General features: G+C 53.3%; 21 protein-coding genes. 8 read left to right on the top strand and 13 right to left on the bottom strand.

The window, feature by feature from the left end; genetic code table 11:
- Both greA and BLW97_RS03395 read left to right on the top strand, forming a co-directional pair.
- Positions 1-477, top strand: a complete 477-nt coding sequence (greA, locus tag BLW97_RS03400) for a transcription elongation factor GreA (protein WP_024894126.1) — start codon at positions 1-3, stop codon at positions 475-477.
- A gap of 24 nt (positions 478-501) precedes the next feature.
- Positions 502-1332 (top strand): undecaprenyl-diphosphate phosphatase, encoded by an 831-nt coding sequence (locus BLW97_RS03395; protein ID WP_075322316.1) that lies wholly within the window; start codon positions 502-504, stop codon positions 1330-1332.
- A 31-nt stretch (positions 1333-1363) separates the two neighbouring features.
- Here the strand turns inward: BLW97_RS03395 and BLW97_RS03390 are convergent, their stop codons facing one another.
- The 7 genes from BLW97_RS03390 to BLW97_RS03360 form a co-directional block, all read right to left on the bottom strand.
- The gene (locus tag BLW97_RS03390; protein ID WP_075323549.1) at positions 1364-2551 is read right to left on the bottom strand and encodes an MFS transporter; all 1188 of its coding nucleotides are present in this window, start codon (positions 2549-2551) and stop codon (positions 1364-1366) included.
- Positions 2552-2582: 31 nt separating this feature from the next.
- Complete coding sequence (locus tag BLW97_RS03385; protein ID WP_075322315.1) at positions 2583-3563, bottom strand: heme o synthase; 981 nt, start codon at positions 3561-3563, stop codon at positions 2583-2585.
- Positions 3564-3584: 21 nt separating this feature from the next.
- Entirely contained in the window at positions 3585-4523 is a 939-nt protein-coding gene (locus BLW97_RS03380) for a hypothetical protein (protein ID WP_024893971.1), read from the bottom strand.
- Positions 4524-4534: 11 nt separating this feature from the next.
- A complete protein-coding gene (locus tag BLW97_RS03375) occupies positions 4535-4975 on the bottom strand; it encodes a cytochrome o ubiquinol oxidase subunit IV (protein WP_075322314.1) in 441 nt (146 codons plus the stop codon).
- Positions 4972-5607 carry a cytochrome c oxidase subunit 3 gene (locus BLW97_RS03370; protein ID WP_010636936.1) on the bottom strand — a complete coding sequence of 212 codons (636 nt, stop codon included), beginning with the start codon at positions 5605-5607 and terminating at the stop codon, positions 4972-4974. Before BLW97_RS03370 ends, BLW97_RS03375 begins: the two co-directional genes overlap by 4 nt.
- A 92-nt stretch (positions 5608-5699) precedes the next feature.
- On the bottom strand, positions 5700-7808 hold the full coding sequence (locus tag BLW97_RS03365; protein ID WP_075322313.1) for a cbb3-type cytochrome c oxidase subunit I: 2109 nt from the start codon (positions 7806-7808) through the stop codon (positions 5700-5702).
- Positions 7809-7823: 15 nt separating this feature from the next.
- Positions 7824-8789: a COX aromatic rich motif-containing protein gene (locus BLW97_RS03360; protein WP_010636938.1), complete on the bottom strand. Its 966-nt coding sequence runs from the start codon at positions 8787-8789 to the stop codon at positions 7824-7826.
- 518 nt (positions 8790-9307) lie between these two features.
- On the opposite strand from BLW97_RS03360, the gene BLW97_RS03355 reads away from it, so the two are divergent.
- The 3 genes from BLW97_RS03355 to pdxH are packed head-to-tail and all read left to right on the top strand — an operon-like array spanning position 9308 to position 11406.
- Positions 9308-10069 (top strand): type 1 glutamine amidotransferase domain-containing protein, encoded by a 762-nt coding sequence (locus BLW97_RS03355; protein WP_226831571.1) that lies wholly within the window; start codon positions 9308-9310, stop codon positions 10067-10069.
- Complete coding sequence (gene rpiA, locus BLW97_RS03350) at positions 10066-10725, top strand: ribose-5-phosphate isomerase RpiA (protein WP_075322311.1); 660 nt, start codon at positions 10066-10068, stop codon at positions 10723-10725. The genes BLW97_RS03355 and rpiA overlap by 4 nt, the downstream gene beginning before the upstream one ends.
- 24 nt (positions 10726-10749) lie before the next feature.
- Complete coding sequence (gene pdxH / locus BLW97_RS03345) at positions 10750-11406, top strand: pyridoxamine 5'-phosphate oxidase (RefSeq protein WP_075322310.1); 657 nt, start codon at positions 10750-10752, stop codon at positions 11404-11406.
- An 11-nt stretch (positions 11407-11417) separates the two neighbouring features.
- On the opposite strand, the gene BLW97_RS03340 is transcribed toward pdxH, so the two are convergent.
- Genes BLW97_RS03340 through BLW97_RS03325 form a run of 5 tightly spaced genes read right to left on the bottom strand, consistent with a single transcriptional unit; the run spans position 11418 to position 14740 of the window.
- Positions 11418-11729 carry a hypothetical protein gene (locus BLW97_RS03340; protein ID WP_010636945.1) on the bottom strand — a complete coding sequence of 104 codons (312 nt, stop codon included), beginning with the start codon at positions 11727-11729 and terminating at the stop codon, positions 11418-11420.
- Between the two features lie 15 nt (positions 11730-11744).
- Positions 11745-12374: a 3-isopropylmalate dehydratase small subunit gene (gene leuD / locus BLW97_RS03335; RefSeq protein WP_075322309.1), complete on the bottom strand. Its 630-nt coding sequence runs from the start codon at positions 12372-12374 to the stop codon at positions 11745-11747.
- Complete coding sequence (locus BLW97_RS19355) at positions 12374-12541, bottom strand: hypothetical protein (protein ID WP_010636949.1); 168 nt, start codon at positions 12539-12541, stop codon at positions 12374-12376. Before BLW97_RS19355 ends, leuD begins: the two co-directional genes overlap by 1 nt.
- Positions 12522-13934: a 3-isopropylmalate dehydratase large subunit gene (leuC, locus tag BLW97_RS03330; protein WP_075322308.1), complete on the bottom strand. Its 1413-nt coding sequence runs from the start codon at positions 13932-13934 to the stop codon at positions 12522-12524. Before leuC ends, BLW97_RS19355 begins: the two co-directional genes overlap by 20 nt.
- 44 nt (positions 13935-13978) lie before the next feature.
- The gene (locus tag BLW97_RS03325; protein WP_075322307.1) at positions 13979-14740 is read right to left on the bottom strand and encodes a class I SAM-dependent methyltransferase; all 762 of its coding nucleotides are present in this window, start codon (positions 14738-14740) and stop codon (positions 13979-13981) included.
- A gap of 120 nt (positions 14741-14860) precedes the next feature.
- Between BLW97_RS03325 and BLW97_RS03320 the strand changes: the two genes are divergently transcribed.
- The 3 genes from BLW97_RS03320 to BLW97_RS03310 all read left to right on the top strand — a co-directional run bounded on the left by BLW97_RS03320 (position 14861) and on the right by BLW97_RS03310 (position 17248).
- A complete protein-coding gene (locus tag BLW97_RS03320; protein ID WP_075322306.1) occupies positions 14861-15664 on the top strand; it encodes a helix-turn-helix transcriptional regulator in 804 nt (267 codons plus the stop codon).
- 256 nt (positions 15665-15920) lie between these two features.
- Positions 15921-16367, top strand: coding sequence for a phosphate-starvation-inducible PsiE family protein (locus tag BLW97_RS03315; RefSeq protein WP_024893979.1), 447 nt, complete (start codon positions 15921-15923; stop codon positions 16365-16367).
- A gap of 254 nt (positions 16368-16621) precedes the next feature.
- A complete protein-coding gene (locus BLW97_RS03310) occupies positions 16622-17248 on the top strand; it encodes a trimeric intracellular cation channel family protein (RefSeq protein WP_010636957.1) in 627 nt (208 codons plus the stop codon).
- A gap of 62 nt (positions 17249-17310) precedes the next feature.
- Here BLW97_RS03310 and BLW97_RS03305 read toward each other — a convergent pair whose 3' ends face one another.
- Positions 17311-17739 carry a GNAT family N-acetyltransferase gene (locus BLW97_RS03305; protein WP_075322305.1) on the bottom strand — a complete coding sequence of 143 codons (429 nt, stop codon included), beginning with the start codon at positions 17737-17739 and terminating at the stop codon, positions 17311-17313.
- Positions 17740-18083: the final 344 nt, after the last annotated feature.

The following is an 18083-nucleotide window of genomic DNA, read 5'->3' as shown; positions in this document are numbered from 1 at the left end:
ATGAGCGATAAAGTCCCCATGACTGTCATCGGCGCACAACGTTTGCGCGAAGAATTACAACGGCTGAAATCCGTAGAACGGCCCGCCGTCATTGAGGCTATTGCCGAAGCCCGTGCCAAGGGCGACCTTTCGGAAAATGCCGAATATGACGCCGCCAAGGAACAGCAGGCGTTTATTGAAGGACGCATTCGTGAGGTGGAGGATTTTCTCGCCCGCGCCCAGGTTATAGACCCCAAGACGCTGAATACCGGTGGAAAAATTGTATTTGCTGCAACTGTCGAGCTGGAAGACGCAGAAGGCAAGGAAGTAACTTATCAGATTGTAGGAGATGCCGAAGCGGACATTAAGGAAAATAAAATTTCCATCAGTTCGCCCATTGCCCGCGCCCTGATTGGTAAACACGAAGGCGATCTGGTAGAAGTGCGCGCCCCTGCAGGTGCCCGCGAGTACACCATTCTCGCCGTACGCTACGAATAAAAACCAGCCTGAGAGCATCCTATCGTGATCCATCATATCTACCTGTTGTTGCTGGCCATGCTGCAAGGGGTTACGGAGCTGTTTCCCATCTCCAGCCTCGGGCACATTATTCTCGTTCCGGCCCTGCTGCACTGGCCCATCAATCGCGACGCGGACTGGTTTTTGCCTTTTGTGGTGGTCCTGCATCTTGCCACCGCCGCCGCTCTCCTGCTGTTTTTCTGGAAAGACTGGGCAGCCCTGATTGGTGGCTTTGTACGGGCGCGGGGCAAGCCCAGCAATCCCCAGTCGCGATTATTGTGGATACTATTCGTTGCTTCCATTCCTGCGGGTCTTCTCGGCCTCCTTCTCGCCCATAAAATCCGCTATCTTTTTGGCGGTTTCACTTTTGCGGCCGTTGCATTGATGGCAAACGGAATCATGCTGATCTGGGGTGACCGATTACGCTCCCGTCATCCCAGTCATTCACTGGATAGCCTAAGCTGGATGCGCGCCATCATTATTGGCTTTGCGCAATCCATGGCGCTGATTCCCGGGTTTTCCCGTTCAGGTGCCACTCTGGTGGCCGGGATTGGCGTAGGACTGGATTATGAAAACTCTGCCCGTTTTTCCTTTTTACTGGCAACACCGATTATTGCGGCGGCCGGTGCGTTGGAAGTACCCAAACTTTTTCACGCCCACATGCAAAGCGGCTTGTTGGGAACCATTTTCCTGGCAGGGGCCCTCGCTGGACTTTGTGCCTGGGGTTCAGTCTGGTTTCTGATGCATTACTTCCACAAACACGAAGTTACCGCCTTGCGCCCCTTCGGAATTTACTGCATCGGTTTCGGGGCGCTGGCATTGCTGATAGGCGGCTAAAAACTGTGCTTGGGAAAGTTCAGGAATGACTTCAGGAATGACTATCCGGAGCAAGTAATAAGGCCATGCGTTTACCATTCCAGCTCTGAATCGCCAGAATAATACCCACTGCGGTGAGAATGTAAAACACGCCTTGGTCTCCCGCGAGGCCAAGACCCCATCCTCCCAACACGCCGCCCACAAAAATACCCAGAAACTGCATCATGGAATACACGCCACTGGAGGCACCACGCTGTTCGGGAAGGGTGCTACGGCTCATCATCGAAGGCAATATCGCCGAAGCAATATTATAGCCGGCAAAGAAAATAACCGCGCCAATGCCTACGGACCAAAAATTTCCGGATTCCAGTCCCATAATCAGGGCTCCAACCGCAATGGCGAGGCCGCTGACAATCAGCATCTGCCCGTGTTGCTTGTTTTTTTCCGCATAAATTACCGGAAACAGCATGAGCAGCACCGAAAGCAGCATGACCGGCAAATACACTTCCCAGATGCCACTTTCGGGAATGTGCATGGCATTGACCAGCTCCGGAGAAAGCACCACAAAGCTCGCACCCAGAACCATCTGCAAAATGAAAATTCCAACACTGGCCGTGAGTACCGGTGGATGGCGGAACATTTTCATGGCATCCGCCCAGCTACCCATACGATTCTGCTGCGCATGCGCAATAGGTGGAATAATTTTCCAGAGCGGATATAGCGCCAGCACTCCCAGTGCCGCCGCAACCAGGAACACCCCGGTCAAACCCCAAAGTCCGTAAAATACCGGACCGATAGCAATACCCAGCACATAGGCAACAGCAATACTGCCACCAATGGCCGCCATGGCTTTGGTACGATGCTGATCGCCGGTCAGGTCTCCAGCTGTAGCCAGAAGCACCGAAGACACGGCACCGGCACCTTGCAGTAACCGCGCCAGAATAATGCCATAAATATTGTGGGTCACTGCGCCCAGCAAGGAGCCCAGAATAAAAAGGATGATGCCGAAAACCAGCACCTTTTTCCGTCCAAAGCGGTCGGAGGCTGCCCCGAAAGGAAATTGCAAAGCAGCCTGGGCAAGCCCGTAAACTCCAACAGCCAGACCCAGCAACAGGGGCGTACTGTATCGTAACTGGTCATTATCGAGGGCCAGCACTGGCATGAGCATAAACAGGCCGAGCATGCGCGCGACATAAATAAAGCTCAGGCCACTGACAGCCCGTTTTTCCTGCGGACTCATGGACGGGCCTTTCACCCGTCCACGGCGTTTTTCAGAAGAAGCCATAACCCATCACTAGTTTACCAAGGATCAGGGCAGTATAAAGCAAAAACAGATAAGAGATGGAATAAGCGAACATGCTGCGGGCGTATTGATCCATTTCCTGGCCTTCGGGCAGGGCTTTCAGGCGTAAGGCCATGCCCACAAACCAGGCCCCCGAAAGCCAGGCAATGCCGCCGTAAATCCAGTCTCCGGTCAGAAATGCCGGGATCATGCTGACCACCCAGGTGAGGATGGCGTAGTTCAGGACTTCCTTGCGGGTCCGGTCGATGCCGTGGGTGCAGGGCAGCATGGGTATGCAGGCTTTGGCGTAGTCGCGCCGGCAGTTGATGGCCAGGGGCCAGAAGTGCGCGGGGGTCCAGACAAACACCAGCAGGACCAGAACCACCGGGAGGGCGGCGATGCTGCCGGTGATGGCGGTCCAGCCAATCAGGGGGGGCAGGGCACCCGCCAGTCCACCCCAGACAATGTTCCAGGGGGTGCTGGGTTTGAGGTAGAGGGTGTAGACCACGCCGTAGCCGACGGTGCCAGCCAGGGTCAGAATCAGGGTCAGGGGGTTGGTGCCCCAGGCGAGAATGGCAATAGCGGCGGTCATGAGCAGAGCGGCGTAGACGATGGCGCCCCGGCGGCTGATGCGCCCTTCGGCCAGCGGTCGGTGCAGGGTGCGGCGCATGTGCTGGTCGAGGTCCGGTTCGACGATCTGGTTGAGCACGCCGCCCGCACCACCGGCCAGGGCAATGCCGAACAGTCCGGCGAGAGCAGACTGCCAGTGGATCAGGGCGTTGGGGGCGAGTATTTCGCCGACGGCGGCGGTGAAGACCAGCAGGGAGACGACCCGGGCTTTGGCCAGGACCCAGAGGTCATGGAGAAAGAGGCCGGGGCGAAAATTCTGGTGGCCGGCGGCTTCTGTCCCGGCGGCAGACAGAAGGCCGTCGGGGTCGCTGGGGGTAGCGGTGATCACGTGACTTTTCATGGGGGTTCCTGTGGCCGTGTCTCAGCGCCAGACCAGGACAATGGCCAGGGCCATGAGCAGTACCATGCTCTGGTGAAAGGCGACCATGATGCCGGGGTCTTTGGGTTTGAGGCTGACGGCGTGAAAAAGTAAAAATCCAACCGCGAACTGCCCGACAGCCAGATAGAAGGCAATCGGGTAGGCGGGCATCATGTAGCCCAGAGTGGCGACCAGAATGAGGCCCGCCGTGATGTGGGCGGCAATGGTCCACTGCGAGGCTTTCCGGGGTTGTACGAAGGCGCCGATCGCAGTGCCGAAGCCGCGTTGTCCGGTGGTCATGCCCCCCAGAAAGACCGCGAGCAGCAGGGCATGGAGCGCGCCCATGGCACCGAGATAAGTCCAGAAATTGAGACCGGGGTAGGCCAGCCCGGTGAGGTAAACCAGGAACACGCCATAAGCCAGCAGGCCATGGGTGCCATGCACAAAAGCCGGGGCCCGACCGGCGAGCACGTAGAGGGTGCCCATACCAAACAGGGCGGTCACCACAATCAGAATCAGACCACTGATGGTGGTGACCGTGGGGGCGAGAATGACCAGTGCCAGGGCAACCAGTCCGACCAGGGTGGCGACGACCCGATGGGCGGCTTCCGGGTCACCCCGGACCATTAGCACAACAATATTGCGGGTGTAGGGCCATTTGGTCCCCAGAGACAGGCCATAACCGAAGCCTTCGACGATGCTGCCGAGCAGGATCAGGACCATGGCAAAGCCGACTTCGCTGGCCTTGAGGCCGTTGACCAGGCCATTCAGCAGTCCGTGACTGCTGAAACCCTGCCACAGGCCTGCCGCCACCGCCAGCAGCAGACCGGCCGTGATGATCCGGCCAATCAGGCGCACCGCCGGCGTCATCTCCCCTTCTATGGCGTGGGGAAGTGTTGTATCCGAAACTACTGCAGGCTTTGCTCCCAGGGACGTAGCCATTCTCGTGCTCCTTAGTTACCTGAATCCGAATGAGCGTTCATACCCGGCATGGCTGTCATTCCGGGAGTGGCTGATGCGTGCACGGCAGGTTGCATGGCCGATGACATCACTGACATATCCATGGTCCGCAGATACAGCTGTGAGAACATCCACCAGGTCAGTCCGATGGTAATCAGGAACAGAGGAATAAACAGGACCAGAGCCACCGTATTCCAGATGTTGTGCTCGGAAATATCGATATGCAGCAGGAAATAAATCTGGGCAATCACGGCAATTCCCGCACACACTGAAATCACCATCAACAAACCGAAAGGTGGAACCGAATGAGAGGTCACCAGAAAAGTTGCCACCAACATCAGGAAAGCCGAAATGGCAAAACCCAGAAAGTAGCCCTTGGAAGTGGACAGTTGCACTTCCGGATGCATGGTCGGATCTGCGGCACCGTGACTCATGATATGTATCCCCACAAGTAGACAAAGATATAAACGAAAACCCAGATCACCGCCTGCAAATGCCAGAACATCCGCAGGGTGAGCAGACGACCCACCGTTTCCTCGGTAAAGCCCTTGGTCATCACCTGAGCAATCATCACCAGAATCCAGATCAAGCCGAAGAAAATATGGGTCGCGTGCACCTGAGTCAGCACCATGAATGCCGACATGCCGCCGCTGCTGGCAAGGGTAATACCCATGGAATACAGATGACTCATGTCATGAATATCCAGAACCAGGAAAACCACACCCAGCACAAAAGCTGCCAGCATACCGTTGATCAAGCCGCTCTTGTTTTTGTGCTTCAGGGCATTCATACCGAAACCATAAGCCAGAACACTCAAAAACAGGGCGATGGTCTGGGCAAAGGTGTACCAGGGTTTGACGAATTCAGCAGGGGTCGGCCCACCGAAATAACTATGTTGATAACTCAGCACCCCATAAGCGGCAAATAATGTCGCGAACAACATACCGTCGCTGAGCAGGTACAAAAAATATCCCAGGGTGCGGGTGGAAATCACATCATGGGAATGATGATGGGTATCCCACAATTCCGCTTTTTTGGGATCAACCGTACTGGCATGTGAACTCATAATTAAAACTCCTCAATTCGTGAGTAGCGCAGACGTCCGTTGTGCTGAATGCCGCCTGCGCACTGAAGCCATTCTGTCGAATTTAGAACCGCTTATTTCGACGAATCGTTGCGCTGATAGGCCATGGCATTACCCACTACCCCACCGCTGACGGGATGGCTGTGATGACTGTCGGCAATTTGCGCCTCACGGCGATAGGCCTCTTCTTCCATCCGCTGCAACTCGGCACCGGTGATGATGTAGCCGGGGTCTCCCCTGAATGAACGGATAATCATCAACCCGATGATGGCCAGCAAAGACACAATACAGAGCCACCAGATCCGCCAGGTCAGTGCGAAACCAAGCACGAAAGTCAGGCCGCCCATAATGATGGCCACACCCGTGTTGTTGGGCATGTGAATGTCGTCATAATGTTCAGGACGGACGTTGTCGATACCATGCTGCCGACGCCATGCCACTTCGTCCCGTTCATTGACGTGAGGCAGAACCGCAAAGTTGTAAAACGGCACGGGAGAATGGGTCAGCCACTCCAAGGAACGTGAGGTTCCCCAGGCGTCCGCGCCCACACGATTTTTCGCATGATCCCGTACGCTGACATAAAGCAGGATGAAAAAGGCCAATACCGACAGGGTATAAACGACAATGCCGAGTTCCATGACGTCCAGATAAGGCTGCCATCCGGTATTGAATACATATTCCAGACGCCGGGTCATGCCCATGAAACCGAGCATGTACATGGGCACGAATACCAGTGCCGTGCCAGCGGAGAACAACCAGAACATGGTTTTCGCCCAGAATTCATCCAGCTTGAAGCCGAATACTTTCGGAAACCAGTACAGGACAGAGCCAAAAATGGCGTAGACAATAACCAGTAACATGGAGTGGAAGTGGGCGACCACAAACACGCTGTTATGGACCATGTAGTTGATGGCAGGAATGGCCAGCATCATGCCGGTCAACCCACCGATCAACAACAAAAACAGCGCACCAATCGCCCAGAGCATGGCGGCATTGAAGGTCAGGCGCCCCCGGTACATGGTAAATGCCCAGTTGAACACTTTCACCCCGGTAGGAATACCTACCAACATGGTGGCCACACTGAAAGCCGAATTGACATAGGGGCCTGCACCCATGGTGAAAAAATGATGTAGCCAGACCAGCCAGGACACCCCGGCAATCGCCATACTGGCCAGCACCATGGTGATATAACCAAACAGGGGTTTTTCAGAGAAAGTCGGGAAAATTTCCGACATCATGCCGAAAGCCGGCAAGATTACGAAATACACTTCCGGGTGTCCCCAGATCCAGAACAGGTTGGTATAGAGCATCAAATTGCCGCCCATACCGGCCGTGAAGAAATGCGCACCCAGATAGCGATCGGCAGCAACCAGAGCCAAGGCAATCTGCAGGGCCGGGAAAGAAGTCAAAGCAATGACGTTGGCCGACAGTGAGGCCCAGACAAAAATCGGCAACTTGCCCCAGGTCATGCCGGGAGCCCGCATTTTAATGATTGTGGCGAGAATGTTGATACCGCCCAGGGTCGTACCCAAAGCCACCAGTTGCAGGGTCCAGATCCAGTAATCCACACCCACGCCCGGACTGTACTGCATTTCAAAAATCGGCGCATATTCAAACCAGCCGTTGTGGGCAAAATCCCCCACAAACAGGGAAATCATGATCAACGCTGCAGCCGCAGCGGTAATCCATAATCCCAGGGCATTCAGGTAGGGATAAGCCATATCCCGGGCACCAACCTGGATCGGCACGATAATGTTCATGAAGCCAACCAGCAACGGGGTTGCTGCCAGCAAAATCATGATCAGACCGTGGGCACTATAAACCTGACCAAAGTGAAAAGGGGTCAGATAACCATGCAGAGATCCGAACACCCCGGAAGAATGTGGACCCACGGCCCAGACCTGCTGGGTACGAATCATCAAACCATCGATGAAGCCTCGGAACAGCATCACCAGACCGATGATGATGTACATGACACCGAGTTTCTTATGATCAACCGTAGTCAACCATTCTTTCCAGAGATAAGTCCATTTACCGTAATAGGTAATCAGACCAATGATGGCAATGGCCCCGATGACCACCGCTACGAAGAGCGGTGCCAGAATCGGATTGGCATAGGGAATCTGCGACCAGGCGAGACGCCCCAGAAGAGGGCTCCAGCCCCCAGGTAAATCTACGAGCATGTGATGATCCTCCGATTAATCGCGATGTTCAGCGGCTTGCTTTTTCATGTAGTCGACCATGTTTTCCGTCATCATCGGCGGGATTGGCCAGGTTTTTCCGCGCATCACTTCAGTCATGACATGATCAAACAGACCCGGCTCCACTGAAGAGAAGTAAACCAAGTGGTGATTGACATTAATGAAAGGCTCCGCGAAACGGTTAAAGCTGGCATAGGTCATGCTGCCAGGGGCCTGCTGCACTTTTTGCACCCATTGCGCAAAGTCTGCCTTGTCAACCATCTTGGTTTTAAAAGTCATCCAGGAAGTACCTGCACCGGCATAGTCAGAAGCAATACCTTGATATTCACCTGCATGATCACTTAACAAAGCATTTTTGGTACGCATACCGGGCATTACGTCAATCATGCCGACCAGCTGGGGAATGAAGAAGGTTGTGGTCACGGCACTGGAGGTCAGACGGAAGAAAACTGGAGTGTGTACCGGCAGGACCAGCTCGTTGGCTACCGCCATGTGATATTGCGGATAAACAAATAACCACTGCCAATCCGTAGCAATGACATCCACTTCCACCGGGTCCCCATTAGGCTTCATATGGTGGGTGATGACCGTCGGATTATAAGGGTTGATTTCGAAAGTTCCCCTGACGGCAAAGTAGGACAGAAATCCGACGGCAATGATTGGGATACCCCAGACAAACACTTCAATAGTGTTGGAATGAGACCAGTGCGGATCATACATGCCCCGGTTCTTGCCTTTCTGATAACGCCACATGAACCAGACCACCAGCAAGGCTGTCAGTCCGACAATCGCACCCATGATCAGTACATCCACGATCATGTAAAACAAATCGGTTTTGGCCATGACCCCCTTGGGATCGAATATCCAGAAAGGGTTATGTGCGCAACCACCCAGCAACAAAACGGGAGCCAACGCCGCAGCGCGCCACCCCTTTTTCAGCCAGTTCCTCCAATTTAAATCCATTATGTATTTCCCCCTGGCGGACAACAAATGATCCGCAATAAAACAAGATAGCGGTTACTATCCAATCAGCTTTGATTAAAACAATACAAACTTATACTTTTTATGCTAATTCGAATCTCGGGTGTAAAAGTAGTGCAGAGAAGCCTGCAAATCAATAGAACATCCCCACAAATATTTTTGGGTTAATAAAAGTCTCATTAGTGCTATGAATATATTTAATTTTTTATTACGAATATAATAATAATCTTATTTTGTTATGTTACAAAAAATCAATAACAATCATTTTGTTATTGCGAAAATTAAAATTTAAAAAACATTACTTCAATGTTTAATGTTGTATTAAACCGCTTATAATTTCTTCTCTCGCATTGAATAGATTTAGAATGTATCAACAAGATAATATAAAAAATAATATATTATTATATTTTTATTAATATTTAAAATGGCCTGATTTACGACTGTATATTATAAAAATACAAGATTAACCTTACATATATTTTTATTGTTTCAGCAGGCTTTTGTGTTACACTTTTCTCATGAACCAGCAGCCCTATATTCTATTTCTGCTCAGTAGCGCCCGGGTTTTGCAACTCCGGGATGGCACCGGGATACCCACTGGCTTCTGGGCCGAAGAATTGGTCGTTCCGTGGAATCTGCTGAAAAACTCTGGCTGGACTTTGTCTATTGGTACGCTAGACGGCAGTATCCCCATAGTAGATCCGGAAAGTCTGGATCCTGCCAATCTCAACCATGACTCGCAAAAAGCCAGCGAACTGGCGAAGCAGATCACCTGCATACCCGAACTGGAGCATCCTGTTTCCCTGCAAAGTCTGCAGGCCGGGCAGCTGGATCTTATGCAGGGATTATTTATTCCGGGCGGGAATGGTCCTCTCATGGATTTGGCAAAGTCTGCCGATGTTGCACGCCTTCTCCAGCACTGCCGTGATCATCACAAGGTATTGGCGACCCTGTGCCACGGGAGCGCTGCCTTATTGGCGACTGCGCACGATCACAGCGACCCGCCCTTTTCCGGCAATCCGGTCACCTGCTTCAGTGCCGCTGAAGAAGCCGCTACTGCGCTGGCCGGCCGCTGGCCTTATACTCTGGAAGAGCACTTGAGAAATGCGGGATTCCTCGTTAGTGTCGGAGAATCCTGGCAAAGCCATGTGGTCGAAGATGCGCAAATTCTGAGTGGTCAGAATCCAGCCTCAGCAGCATCACTGACGGAAGCTTTTATACAACGATTACTTTTTCAGACTAACAAGGAAAACAGACAATGAATGCAGATGCTCTCAAAAAAATGGCGGCCGAAGCCGCCCTCGCCTACATCCAGCCCGGTATGGTGGTGGGCGTAGGTACAGGCTCAACCACCAACTTTTTCATTGACGCCCTGGGTGCTGCAAAAATTCATGTGGATGGCTATGTCGCCTCCAGCATTGCTACCGAAAATCGCCTGAAAGCCCAGGGCTTGAATGTGCTGGACCTCAACAGCACCGGTGACATTCCCGTTTATGTAGACGGTGCCGATGAAGCTGACCCGCATTTCCGGCTGATTAAAGGCGGCGGCGCGGCACTGACCCGGGAAAAAATTGTAGCCAGTGCGGCCAGGCTGTTCGTCTGCATTGCCGACGTCAGCAAGGACAAACCCATGCTGGGCAAATTTCCCCTGCCCGTGGAAGTCATCCCCTTCGCCCGCAGCTTTGTCGCCCGACAACTGGTCAAGCTGGGTGGGACCCCTACCCTACGCAATGGCGTGACCACCGATAATGGCAATGTCATCATTGATGTCACCGGTCTGGATTTTTCTGATCCGGTGAAAATGGAAGCCGCCATCAATCTGATTCCGGGAGTACTGGACAACGGTATTTTTGCCCACCGGCGCGCCGACGTGATGCTTTTCGGTAGCGAAAACGGCGTCATTGAGAAAAAGGCCTGAGCTCTGCTCAAAAGAGAAATGCATATGGAAGGTGAAATAGACCATCGCAGTACCCGGCGGGATTTTACCCACGGGGAGTTGCATCGACTCGATCTGGACAGCAATCCCTTTCAGCAATTGGCCACCTGGCTGGCTGCCGCGACAGAGGCGGGCAATTTTGATGCGACCGCCATGGTGCTGGCTACGGCTGATGCTGACGGGCATCCTGATGCGCGCTATGTACTGCTCAAGCATTTTGATGAACAGGGGCTCTGCTGGTACAGCGACCAGCGCAGCCAGAAGGGTCAGGAACTGGCCGCCAACCCGCATGCAGCACTGGTATTCTACTGGCCGGAAAATGATCGTCAGGTGCGCATCAACGGCCCTGTAGAACCCCTGGATACGGCAGCGGCCGAAAGCTATTTTCAACAACGCCCTAGCCGCAGCCGTTATTCTGCTGCGGCGTCCATCCAGAGTCAGGTCATCGCCAGTCGTGCTGATCTGGAAGCGCGTGTTGCCGAATTACAGCAGCGCTATCCTGAGGACAACGTCCCACGCAACCCGGCATGGGGTGGGTACCGGCTGATTCCCGAACGCTTTGAATTCTGGCAGGGCCGTCGTGACCGCCTGCATGACCGGTTTGTTTATCGGCGTTCTGATGACGCGAGTCATGCCTGGTTGATTGAACGACTCATGCCCTGAGCCGTCATGGCTCAAAACACTTCAATACGCGCCTCGTAATCCACCAGAATCATGCGATAAATATCGTTGCCAAGCTGCACATGGGCAGATTGCGGTGCCCCGATACGAATGCTGTTGCCTCCCGCCATACTCAAACCGGAAGGGCCGAAATGTTCCTGTTCGATCAGGTCATCCAGTAGCGCCTGCAACTCCTGCCTGGGAACCTGACAGGTATTGTCAATGACCTTGCAGGGCTTGCCACGTTTGGTTTTCCCTTCGATGATAACGGCATCGGCACGAACGGGCTGCAAGCCCTCATCTTCTATCGCTGCATCCTGAATCATATTGATCAAATCTCCTTAAATACCATCCCGAAATAACCAGGGCGCTGATTGTCGACGGCCTGCCTCATAAGCGCGAATGGCCCCTTCATGTTGCAGGGTCAATTGAATATCATCCAGACCATTCAATAACTTGTGTTTGTGTCCGGCATCCATGGGGAAACAATAGCGACTATCTCCCATGGTTTGCACCTCCTGGGCCGGAAGATCAATGCGCAAACGATAGCCGGGGTTAGCCGCCACTTCATGAAACAAATGATCTACTTCTTCTGCGGACAGTCGAATCAACAAAATCCCGTTCTGCACACAATTGTTTGCAAAGATGTCGGCAAAGCTGGGGGCAATGATGGCGCGAAAACCATAATCTGCCAGCGCCCAGGGAGCATGTTCACGACTGGAACCACAACCAAAGTTTTCCCGGGCGAGTAAAATCTTTGCATCAGCATATATCGGCTGATTGAGGATGAATTCAGGGTTTTCTACCTGCCTGCCATCCTGTGCCAGATAGCGCCAGGCATCGAAAAGATGCTTGCCCAGGCCCTGTCGCTCAATGGTTTTGAGAAACTGCTTGGGAATGATGGCGTCGGTGTCCACATTGGGACGATCCAGGGGGGCGACAATTGCCTCTAATACGGTAAAAGCTTCCATTATTTCTCCAGTTGTCGCTTGACGAGATACTCCACAGCAGCCACCTCTGCCGAGCAACCCCGCAAGCTTGAAAAAATGCCAATTTCCACCATCCCCAGGCTGCATAAGCCCAGAGCGATGCGCAACACCCAGGAGCGGGCGCGCTTTTTATGGTGCAGACCAGTCACGCACATCCACAAAATGTCCGGCAATCGCGGCGGCGGCTGCCATGGCCGGACTGACCAGATGGGTTCTGCCGCCCGCTCCCTGACGCCCTTCAAAATTCCGGTTACTGGTACTAGCACAGCGTTCTCCAGGCTCCAGACGATCGGCGTTCATAGCCAGACACATAGAACAACCCGGTTCACGCCACTCAAAACCCGCCGCTTTGAAAATACGATCCAGCCCTTCCGCTTCGGCCTGGGCTTTCACCAGTCCCGAGCCGGGAACCACCATGGCCACTTTTACCGAAGCCGCTTTCTGATGCCCCTTGGCAACAGCAGCAGCAGCGCGCAGATCTTCAATGCGCGCATTGGTACAGGAGCCAATAAAAACCTTGTCGAGCGCTATGGCAGACAACGGGGTGTTGGCCTGCAAATCCATATAGGCCAGAGCGTCCGTCCAGCCCTTACGACGCACCATATCGGATTCCTGGGCAGGATCGGGAATGGTGGCGTTAATTTCTGCAACCATCTCGGGGCTGGTTCCCCAGGTGACCTGAGGCGCGATATCTGCTGCATGGAGACGAATTTCCGCATCAAAGAGGGCATCCGCATCCGAATGCAGTTCATTCCAGGCCGCCACAGCCTGATCCCAGATTCTGCCCACCGGGGCATAGGGACGGCCCCGCAAGTAATCAATGGTTATGGCATCGACGCCAACCATACCCGAGCGCGCGCCGGCTTCAATGGCCATATTGCACAAGGTCATGCGCCCTTCTACCGACAAAGCCTGCACGGCTGGTCCGGCAAATTCGATGGCGTAGCCCGTACCGCCCGCCGTACCCATTTTGCCGATAATGGCCAGCACCATATCCTTGGCGGTGACGCCCCGACCCAGTTCGCCATCCACCCATACCCGCATACTTTTGGATTTGCGTGCCCATAGACACTGGGTCGCCAGCACATGCTCCACTTCCGTGGTGCCAATACCAAAGGCCAGCGCACCCAACGCACCATGAGTCGCCGTATGAGAATCGCCGCACACCACGGTCATGCCCGGCAGAGTGAGTCCCTGCTCGGGGGCAATCACATGCACAATGCCCTGGCGCGGATCCAGCATGCCGAATTCTTCAATACCGAATTCCGCACAGTTCTGATCCAGGGTATCCACCTGCAAACGGGAAGTCGGATCGACAATACCCGCCGCCCGATCCGTGGTCGGAACATTGTGGTCGGCCGTGGCGATATTGGCATCAATCCGCCAGGCTTTGCGCCCCGCCGCGCGCAAACCCGAAAAGGCCTGGGGGCTGGTGACTTCATGCAGCAACTGGCGATCAATATAAAGCAATACGGCACCGTCGGCCTCCGTATGCACCACATGGCTTTCCCACAACTTGTCATAAAGCGTTTTTGCTGCCACAAGCTTCTCCTCAAACATCCCTGTCCAAAATTAACCAATGTTGTTCATAAGGGCAATGCCGTCATCCAGCACACATCCAGCGAAAAATCATGATTCGGCTGCAGCGCAAAGTGGTCACAGACCTCGGTTGGAGCCCCGGCCCATACGCTTTTGATCGCTGTTACGCGCTCTTCCGGGCTGCGCATCCGGCTTATCCAACTGGCAAAATCCAGGGACAGCTTCCAGGTATCCTGATCAGGCACCTGCCACCCGGCTGCAGCCAACATCGCCTGCCATTCTGAAACCCGGTAATCCCGCACATGAGAAGGGTCACGTAAAATTTCGACCGTCTGCAGAACCGTATCCAGTAATGGATTTTCGGGTGCACACACGTCAATGATGACACATTTTCCCTGAGGATGGAGTACACGCCGCATTTCCCGAAGAGCCGCATGGACATCCGCCCAATGATGGGCGGAAAAACGCGTCACCACTCCATCAAAATAAGCATCGGCGCAAGGCAATGATTCTGCCGTACTTTTTTCGGTGTGGAGATTAGACAATCTACGCTGTTGCGCCTCGTCAGCTACCACACGCAGCATTTCGCCGGAAAGATCCACCGCGAACACTTCCCCGACAACTTCCGCCAGAGTAAAGCTGGCATGCCCCGCCCCGCAGCCAAGATCCAGCACCCGCATGGCCGGCTGTCCGGTAAACTCCCGACGCAGACGCTGTAAATCTGCACCCTGTGCATGTGCCGGGCTATGGAGATAATCCGTCGCCGCCACACCGAATTGCTTCTCTACCAGTTTTTGCTGATTACTCATGGGTTTTAGGTCTTCCAAAAGAATATACACCTATCATACGAAGACCATCAAACTGGTACAATATGAGCATATATACTGGTATATTAACTACCATGATTGCGCTTTACATGGATTATACCGATGTCCGGAGACAGCTTGGCCTTGGGGGCGTTTATTCGTCGCCACCGCGAAAAAACAACACCGCAGCAGGCTGGCCTGAATGCGCTTGGACGCCGCCGCACTCCCGGGCTGCGCCGCGAAGAACTCGCCATGCTCTCGGGAGTCAGTGGCACCTGGATCACCTGGATTGAGCAGGGGCGGCCGATACAACCTTCCGTGCCCACGCTGGATCGCCTCAGCAAGGTACTGCAACTATCCCATGCTGAACGGCAGCATTTGTTTCATCTTGCGGGCAAGGCTGATCCCCAGCTGGAATCTCCCCCTTCTGCCGTAGCGCCCACCCTGCTCCACCTTCTCAAAATCCTGCAATATCCTGCCTATATCCTGGATCGCTACTGGAATGTACCTGCCTGGAATGCGGCCGCCGCCGCACATTTTGCGGGCTGGTTACCAGCCAGTCCGGTTCCCGAGGAAAAGCCTCCCAATTTGCTGGAATTTCTGTTCCTCGACCCCGGCGCCAGAAACTTCGTCGATGATTGGCATAGCCGTTGCCGACGTCTGGTCGCCGAGTTTCGTGCCGATGTTGGCAAGCACCTGGATGATCCCGAAATGGCCCGGATCATCACCCAACTGCAAAGTCAGAGCCGCACATTTGCCGGGCTCTGGCCTGCCCAGGATGTAGTGGAAAGAGAAGGCGGTCGCCGGGTATTCCAGCACCCAGTGCATGGGCGCGTGGTGTATGAACAAAGCACCTTATTACCAGCGGCACATACGGATATGAAACTGGTGATTTTATTGCCCTATCAGGAAGATGATCTTGTGTAACCATGTGGAAGGGCAATGCTCCGCTAGGGTTATGCGGTAATATACCACTTGATCATCGCTCTTAGCTCGCGAGGGAGACTGGAAACAACATTATCGTGGATTTATGGATTCGCTGAGTTCAGTAGCTTGATTAATTTTTATATTTTTATAATTTATTTATTATTATTTGCCAGACTAAATCAATGGCAGGGTTCCCTCGTTATCATCTATCATGCCCTGCGTCGCCAGGCATGCGCATCCAGCCAAAGGAGTCCTGATGTTGAATGATGGTTTCAACGGCGTTCTACGAATGCTGAATTATACCCTTCACCTGTTTATTGCCGTCGCCCTGGCGGCTGCCAGCGTATTGATCATGATCCAATTCAGTCATGATGTGGTGGACGCTTTCCGGGAGCACATACTGGCAGCTGGCTTTCTCCACGCCTTAGGCACGCTTTTTATTGTCTGGGTCCTGTCAGCCCTGATTTCCGCCGAAATCACCTTCATGCGCAGCGGTATTTTTCATGTCGAGGTGTTTTTTGAAGTCGCCATGATTACGCTGTTGCGACAACTGATTCTGATCCCCGTGAAAGGCGGAGGAGAAACCATCCCGCAGGATGACCTCATATTCTACGCCATGATCAGCGGCGCCCTGTTGGCTACCGGTATCGCTTACTTCCTCGTGGCCCGCAGCCGCTTGGGTACTGACCGGAAAGCGCCATGAAGCGAACAAACGGCACAAGGATCGCTTTCAACAAACCTATGTCGACTATCTTGATCCACTGATAGCTGTCCCAGCTTAAGTCTCTACCGTCCATAAAGCATTTCCACAAACTCCGGTCTCGCGTGGCAATTTATACCGCGCCCAGTTGTTCCAAGGCCTCAAAGGATGGATGACTTCCACCTGATTTACTGACCATATAGTATCGCCCGGGGCTCAATGTACGGACGCATAAAAAAACCAAACAAATGGAGACCATGCAGTTGACTCATTCTACCACAACATTCTTCTTGAACCTGATCAACCTGTTAGGGATATTCGCCTTTGCCATCAGCGGAGCAATGCGCGGGGTGCGCAGTCAAATGGATATTTTTGGTATTGTCGTTTTGGGCGTTGTTACTGCGGTTTCAGGGGGCATCTTACGGGATTTGCTGATCGGTGCCATTCCCCCGGAGGCCATTGCCAACTGGCATATCATGGCGTTGGCGGTTCTCGCAGGGGTCGGTGTATTTTTCTTTCATCACCTTTTTGATCATTTGCGCCATCCTGTACTGCTTTTTGATGCTGCCGGCCTGGGTGTTTTTGCTGCTACGGGGGCACAAAAGGCTTTGACATATGGCTTGTCTCCGGTCATGGCAGCAGTTTTGGGAATGATCAGTGGCATTGGCGGCGGCATGGTACGCGATATTTTAACCGCCGAGATTCCTGTGGTATTGCGTGCGGAAATCTATGCATCTGCGGCGTTGTTGGGGGCAGCAGTTACTCTGCTTGGCGATTATGCGCATTTACCCGCCATCGAAAGTACTCTGGCTGGCGCATCACTGTCCTTTATTCTGCGCATGATGGCCTTGTACCGACACTGGAGTTTACCCAGACCGCGCTAACCGCCTGAAATGCTAAAGTTACCATACAGCGCATGCCAAAATATGTCAATTTTCACCTTTGATCACAATGACTTGACAAAATGATGGCCAAGCACCTGATAACCCATTCGCTCATAAAACCGGCGTGCCGAATGGTTGGTGACGTACGCATCCAACACCATGATTTCGCAGCCTTGCTGACGGGCATATTGTTCAACCCAGTCCATAAGCTGCCGTCCTATCCCGGAACTGCGATATGCAGGATCCACGACCACGTTGTCTACATCCAGATAACGACCGCACCAAAAGCGCGTTCCCTGCCAAATCCCCGCCACCCCGACACAATCATCATCCAAAAAGGCGGCAACACATTGATACCCTTGCCCCATCATATCCTCAAGCCGCTGCGCGAGCAGATCGGGCATCACATCAGGATTAAGGACCTGTACCAAGGGCAAAATGATTGTCAGCTCCTGCTTCGCCAACAATCGAATCAATAAACGACGATCCATTCTTATCTCCTACTCTGAGCCTGGGTCATTGTCCTGGAAGATTCTTTTTTGAGTGTGCAAGCAGATTCTCCCTTTCTCTGCATAAAATTTGGTTATTGAGCCGAATCTTATTCAAAACCTTTTCAGCCGCATCCATAGTACTATATTCACCACGCGACCGACTCTTGTCATCAAAATCAAGGCCGGTGAATAATCGTGCCAGACGACATCAACTCAACCGATCATCACTCATGCCAATGCCCAAGCCGTATGACTCGCCGCTAGCTTTGAATTGACAACAGCTATACGCCACTCTACCGTTTGTATATCTATTGCGTTTCATGAGGAGACTGTCATGCGCGCTA

Origin of the sequence: Acidithiobacillus albertensis, from assembly GCF_001931655.1 — a bacterium.
Taxonomy (GTDB): domain Bacteria; phylum Pseudomonadota; class Gammaproteobacteria; order Acidithiobacillales; family Acidithiobacillaceae; genus Acidithiobacillus; species Acidithiobacillus thiooxidans.
The sequence above is the reverse complement of the archived record's forward strand: the minus strand, read 5'-3'. Positions and strand labels throughout refer to the sequence as shown.

Coding starts and splice junctions, on each gene's coding strand:
- BLW97_RS03375 (WP_075322314.1), bottom strand. CDS start 4,975: ATGAGTCACGGTGCCGCAGATCCGACCATGCATCCGGAAGTGCAACTG.
- rpiA (WP_075322311.1), top strand. CDS start 10,066: ATGAATGCAGATGCTCTCAAAAAAATGGCGGCCGAAGCCGCCCTCGCC.
- BLW97_RS03360 (WP_010636938.1), bottom strand. CDS start 8,789: ATGGATTTAAATTGGAGGAACTGGCTGAAAAAGGGGTGGCGCGCTGCG.
- BLW97_RS03315 (WP_024893979.1), top strand. CDS start 15,921: ATGTTGAATGATGGTTTCAACGGCGTTCTACGAATGCTGAATTATACC.
- pdxH (WP_075322310.1), top strand. CDS start 10,750: ATGGAAGGTGAAATAGACCATCGCAGTACCCGGCGGGATTTTACCCAC.
- BLW97_RS03325 (WP_075322307.1), bottom strand. CDS start 14,740: ATGAGTAATCAGCAAAAACTGGTAGAGAAGCAATTCGGTGTGGCGGCG.
- leuD (WP_075322309.1), bottom strand. CDS start 12,374: ATGGAAGCTTTTACCGTATTAGAGGCAATTGTCGCCCCCCTGGATCGT.
- BLW97_RS03385 (WP_075322315.1), bottom strand. CDS start 3,563: ATGAAAAGTCACGTGATCACCGCTACCCCCAGCGACCCCGACGGCCTT.
- BLW97_RS03365 (WP_075322313.1), bottom strand. CDS start 7,808: ATGCTCGTAGATTTACCTGGGGGCTGGAGCCCTCTTCTGGGGCGTCTC.
- BLW97_RS03320 (WP_075322306.1), top strand. CDS start 14,861: ATGTCCGGAGACAGCTTGGCCTTGGGGGCGTTTATTCGTCGCCACCGC.
- BLW97_RS03370 (WP_010636936.1), bottom strand. CDS start 5,607: ATGAGTTCACATGCCAGTACGGTTGATCCCAAAAAAGCGGAATTGTGG.
- BLW97_RS03340 (WP_010636945.1), bottom strand. CDS start 11,729: ATGATTCAGGATGCAGCGATAGAAGATGAGGGCTTGCAGCCCGTTCGT.
- BLW97_RS03380 (WP_024893971.1), bottom strand. CDS start 4,523: ATGGCTACGTCCCTGGGAGCAAAGCCTGCAGTAGTTTCGGATACAACA.
- BLW97_RS03390 (WP_075323549.1), bottom strand. CDS start 2,551: ATGAGTCCGCAGGAAAAACGGGCTGTCAGTGGCCTGAGCTTTATTTAT.
- greA (WP_024894126.1), top strand. CDS start 1: ATGAGCGATAAAGTCCCCATGACTGTCATCGGCGCACAACGTTTGCGC.
- BLW97_RS03310 (WP_010636957.1), top strand. CDS start 16,622: ATGCAGTTGACTCATTCTACCACAACATTCTTCTTGAACCTGATCAAC.
- BLW97_RS03305 (WP_075322305.1), bottom strand. CDS start 17,739: ATGGATCGTCGTTTATTGATTCGATTGTTGGCGAAGCAGGAGCTGACA.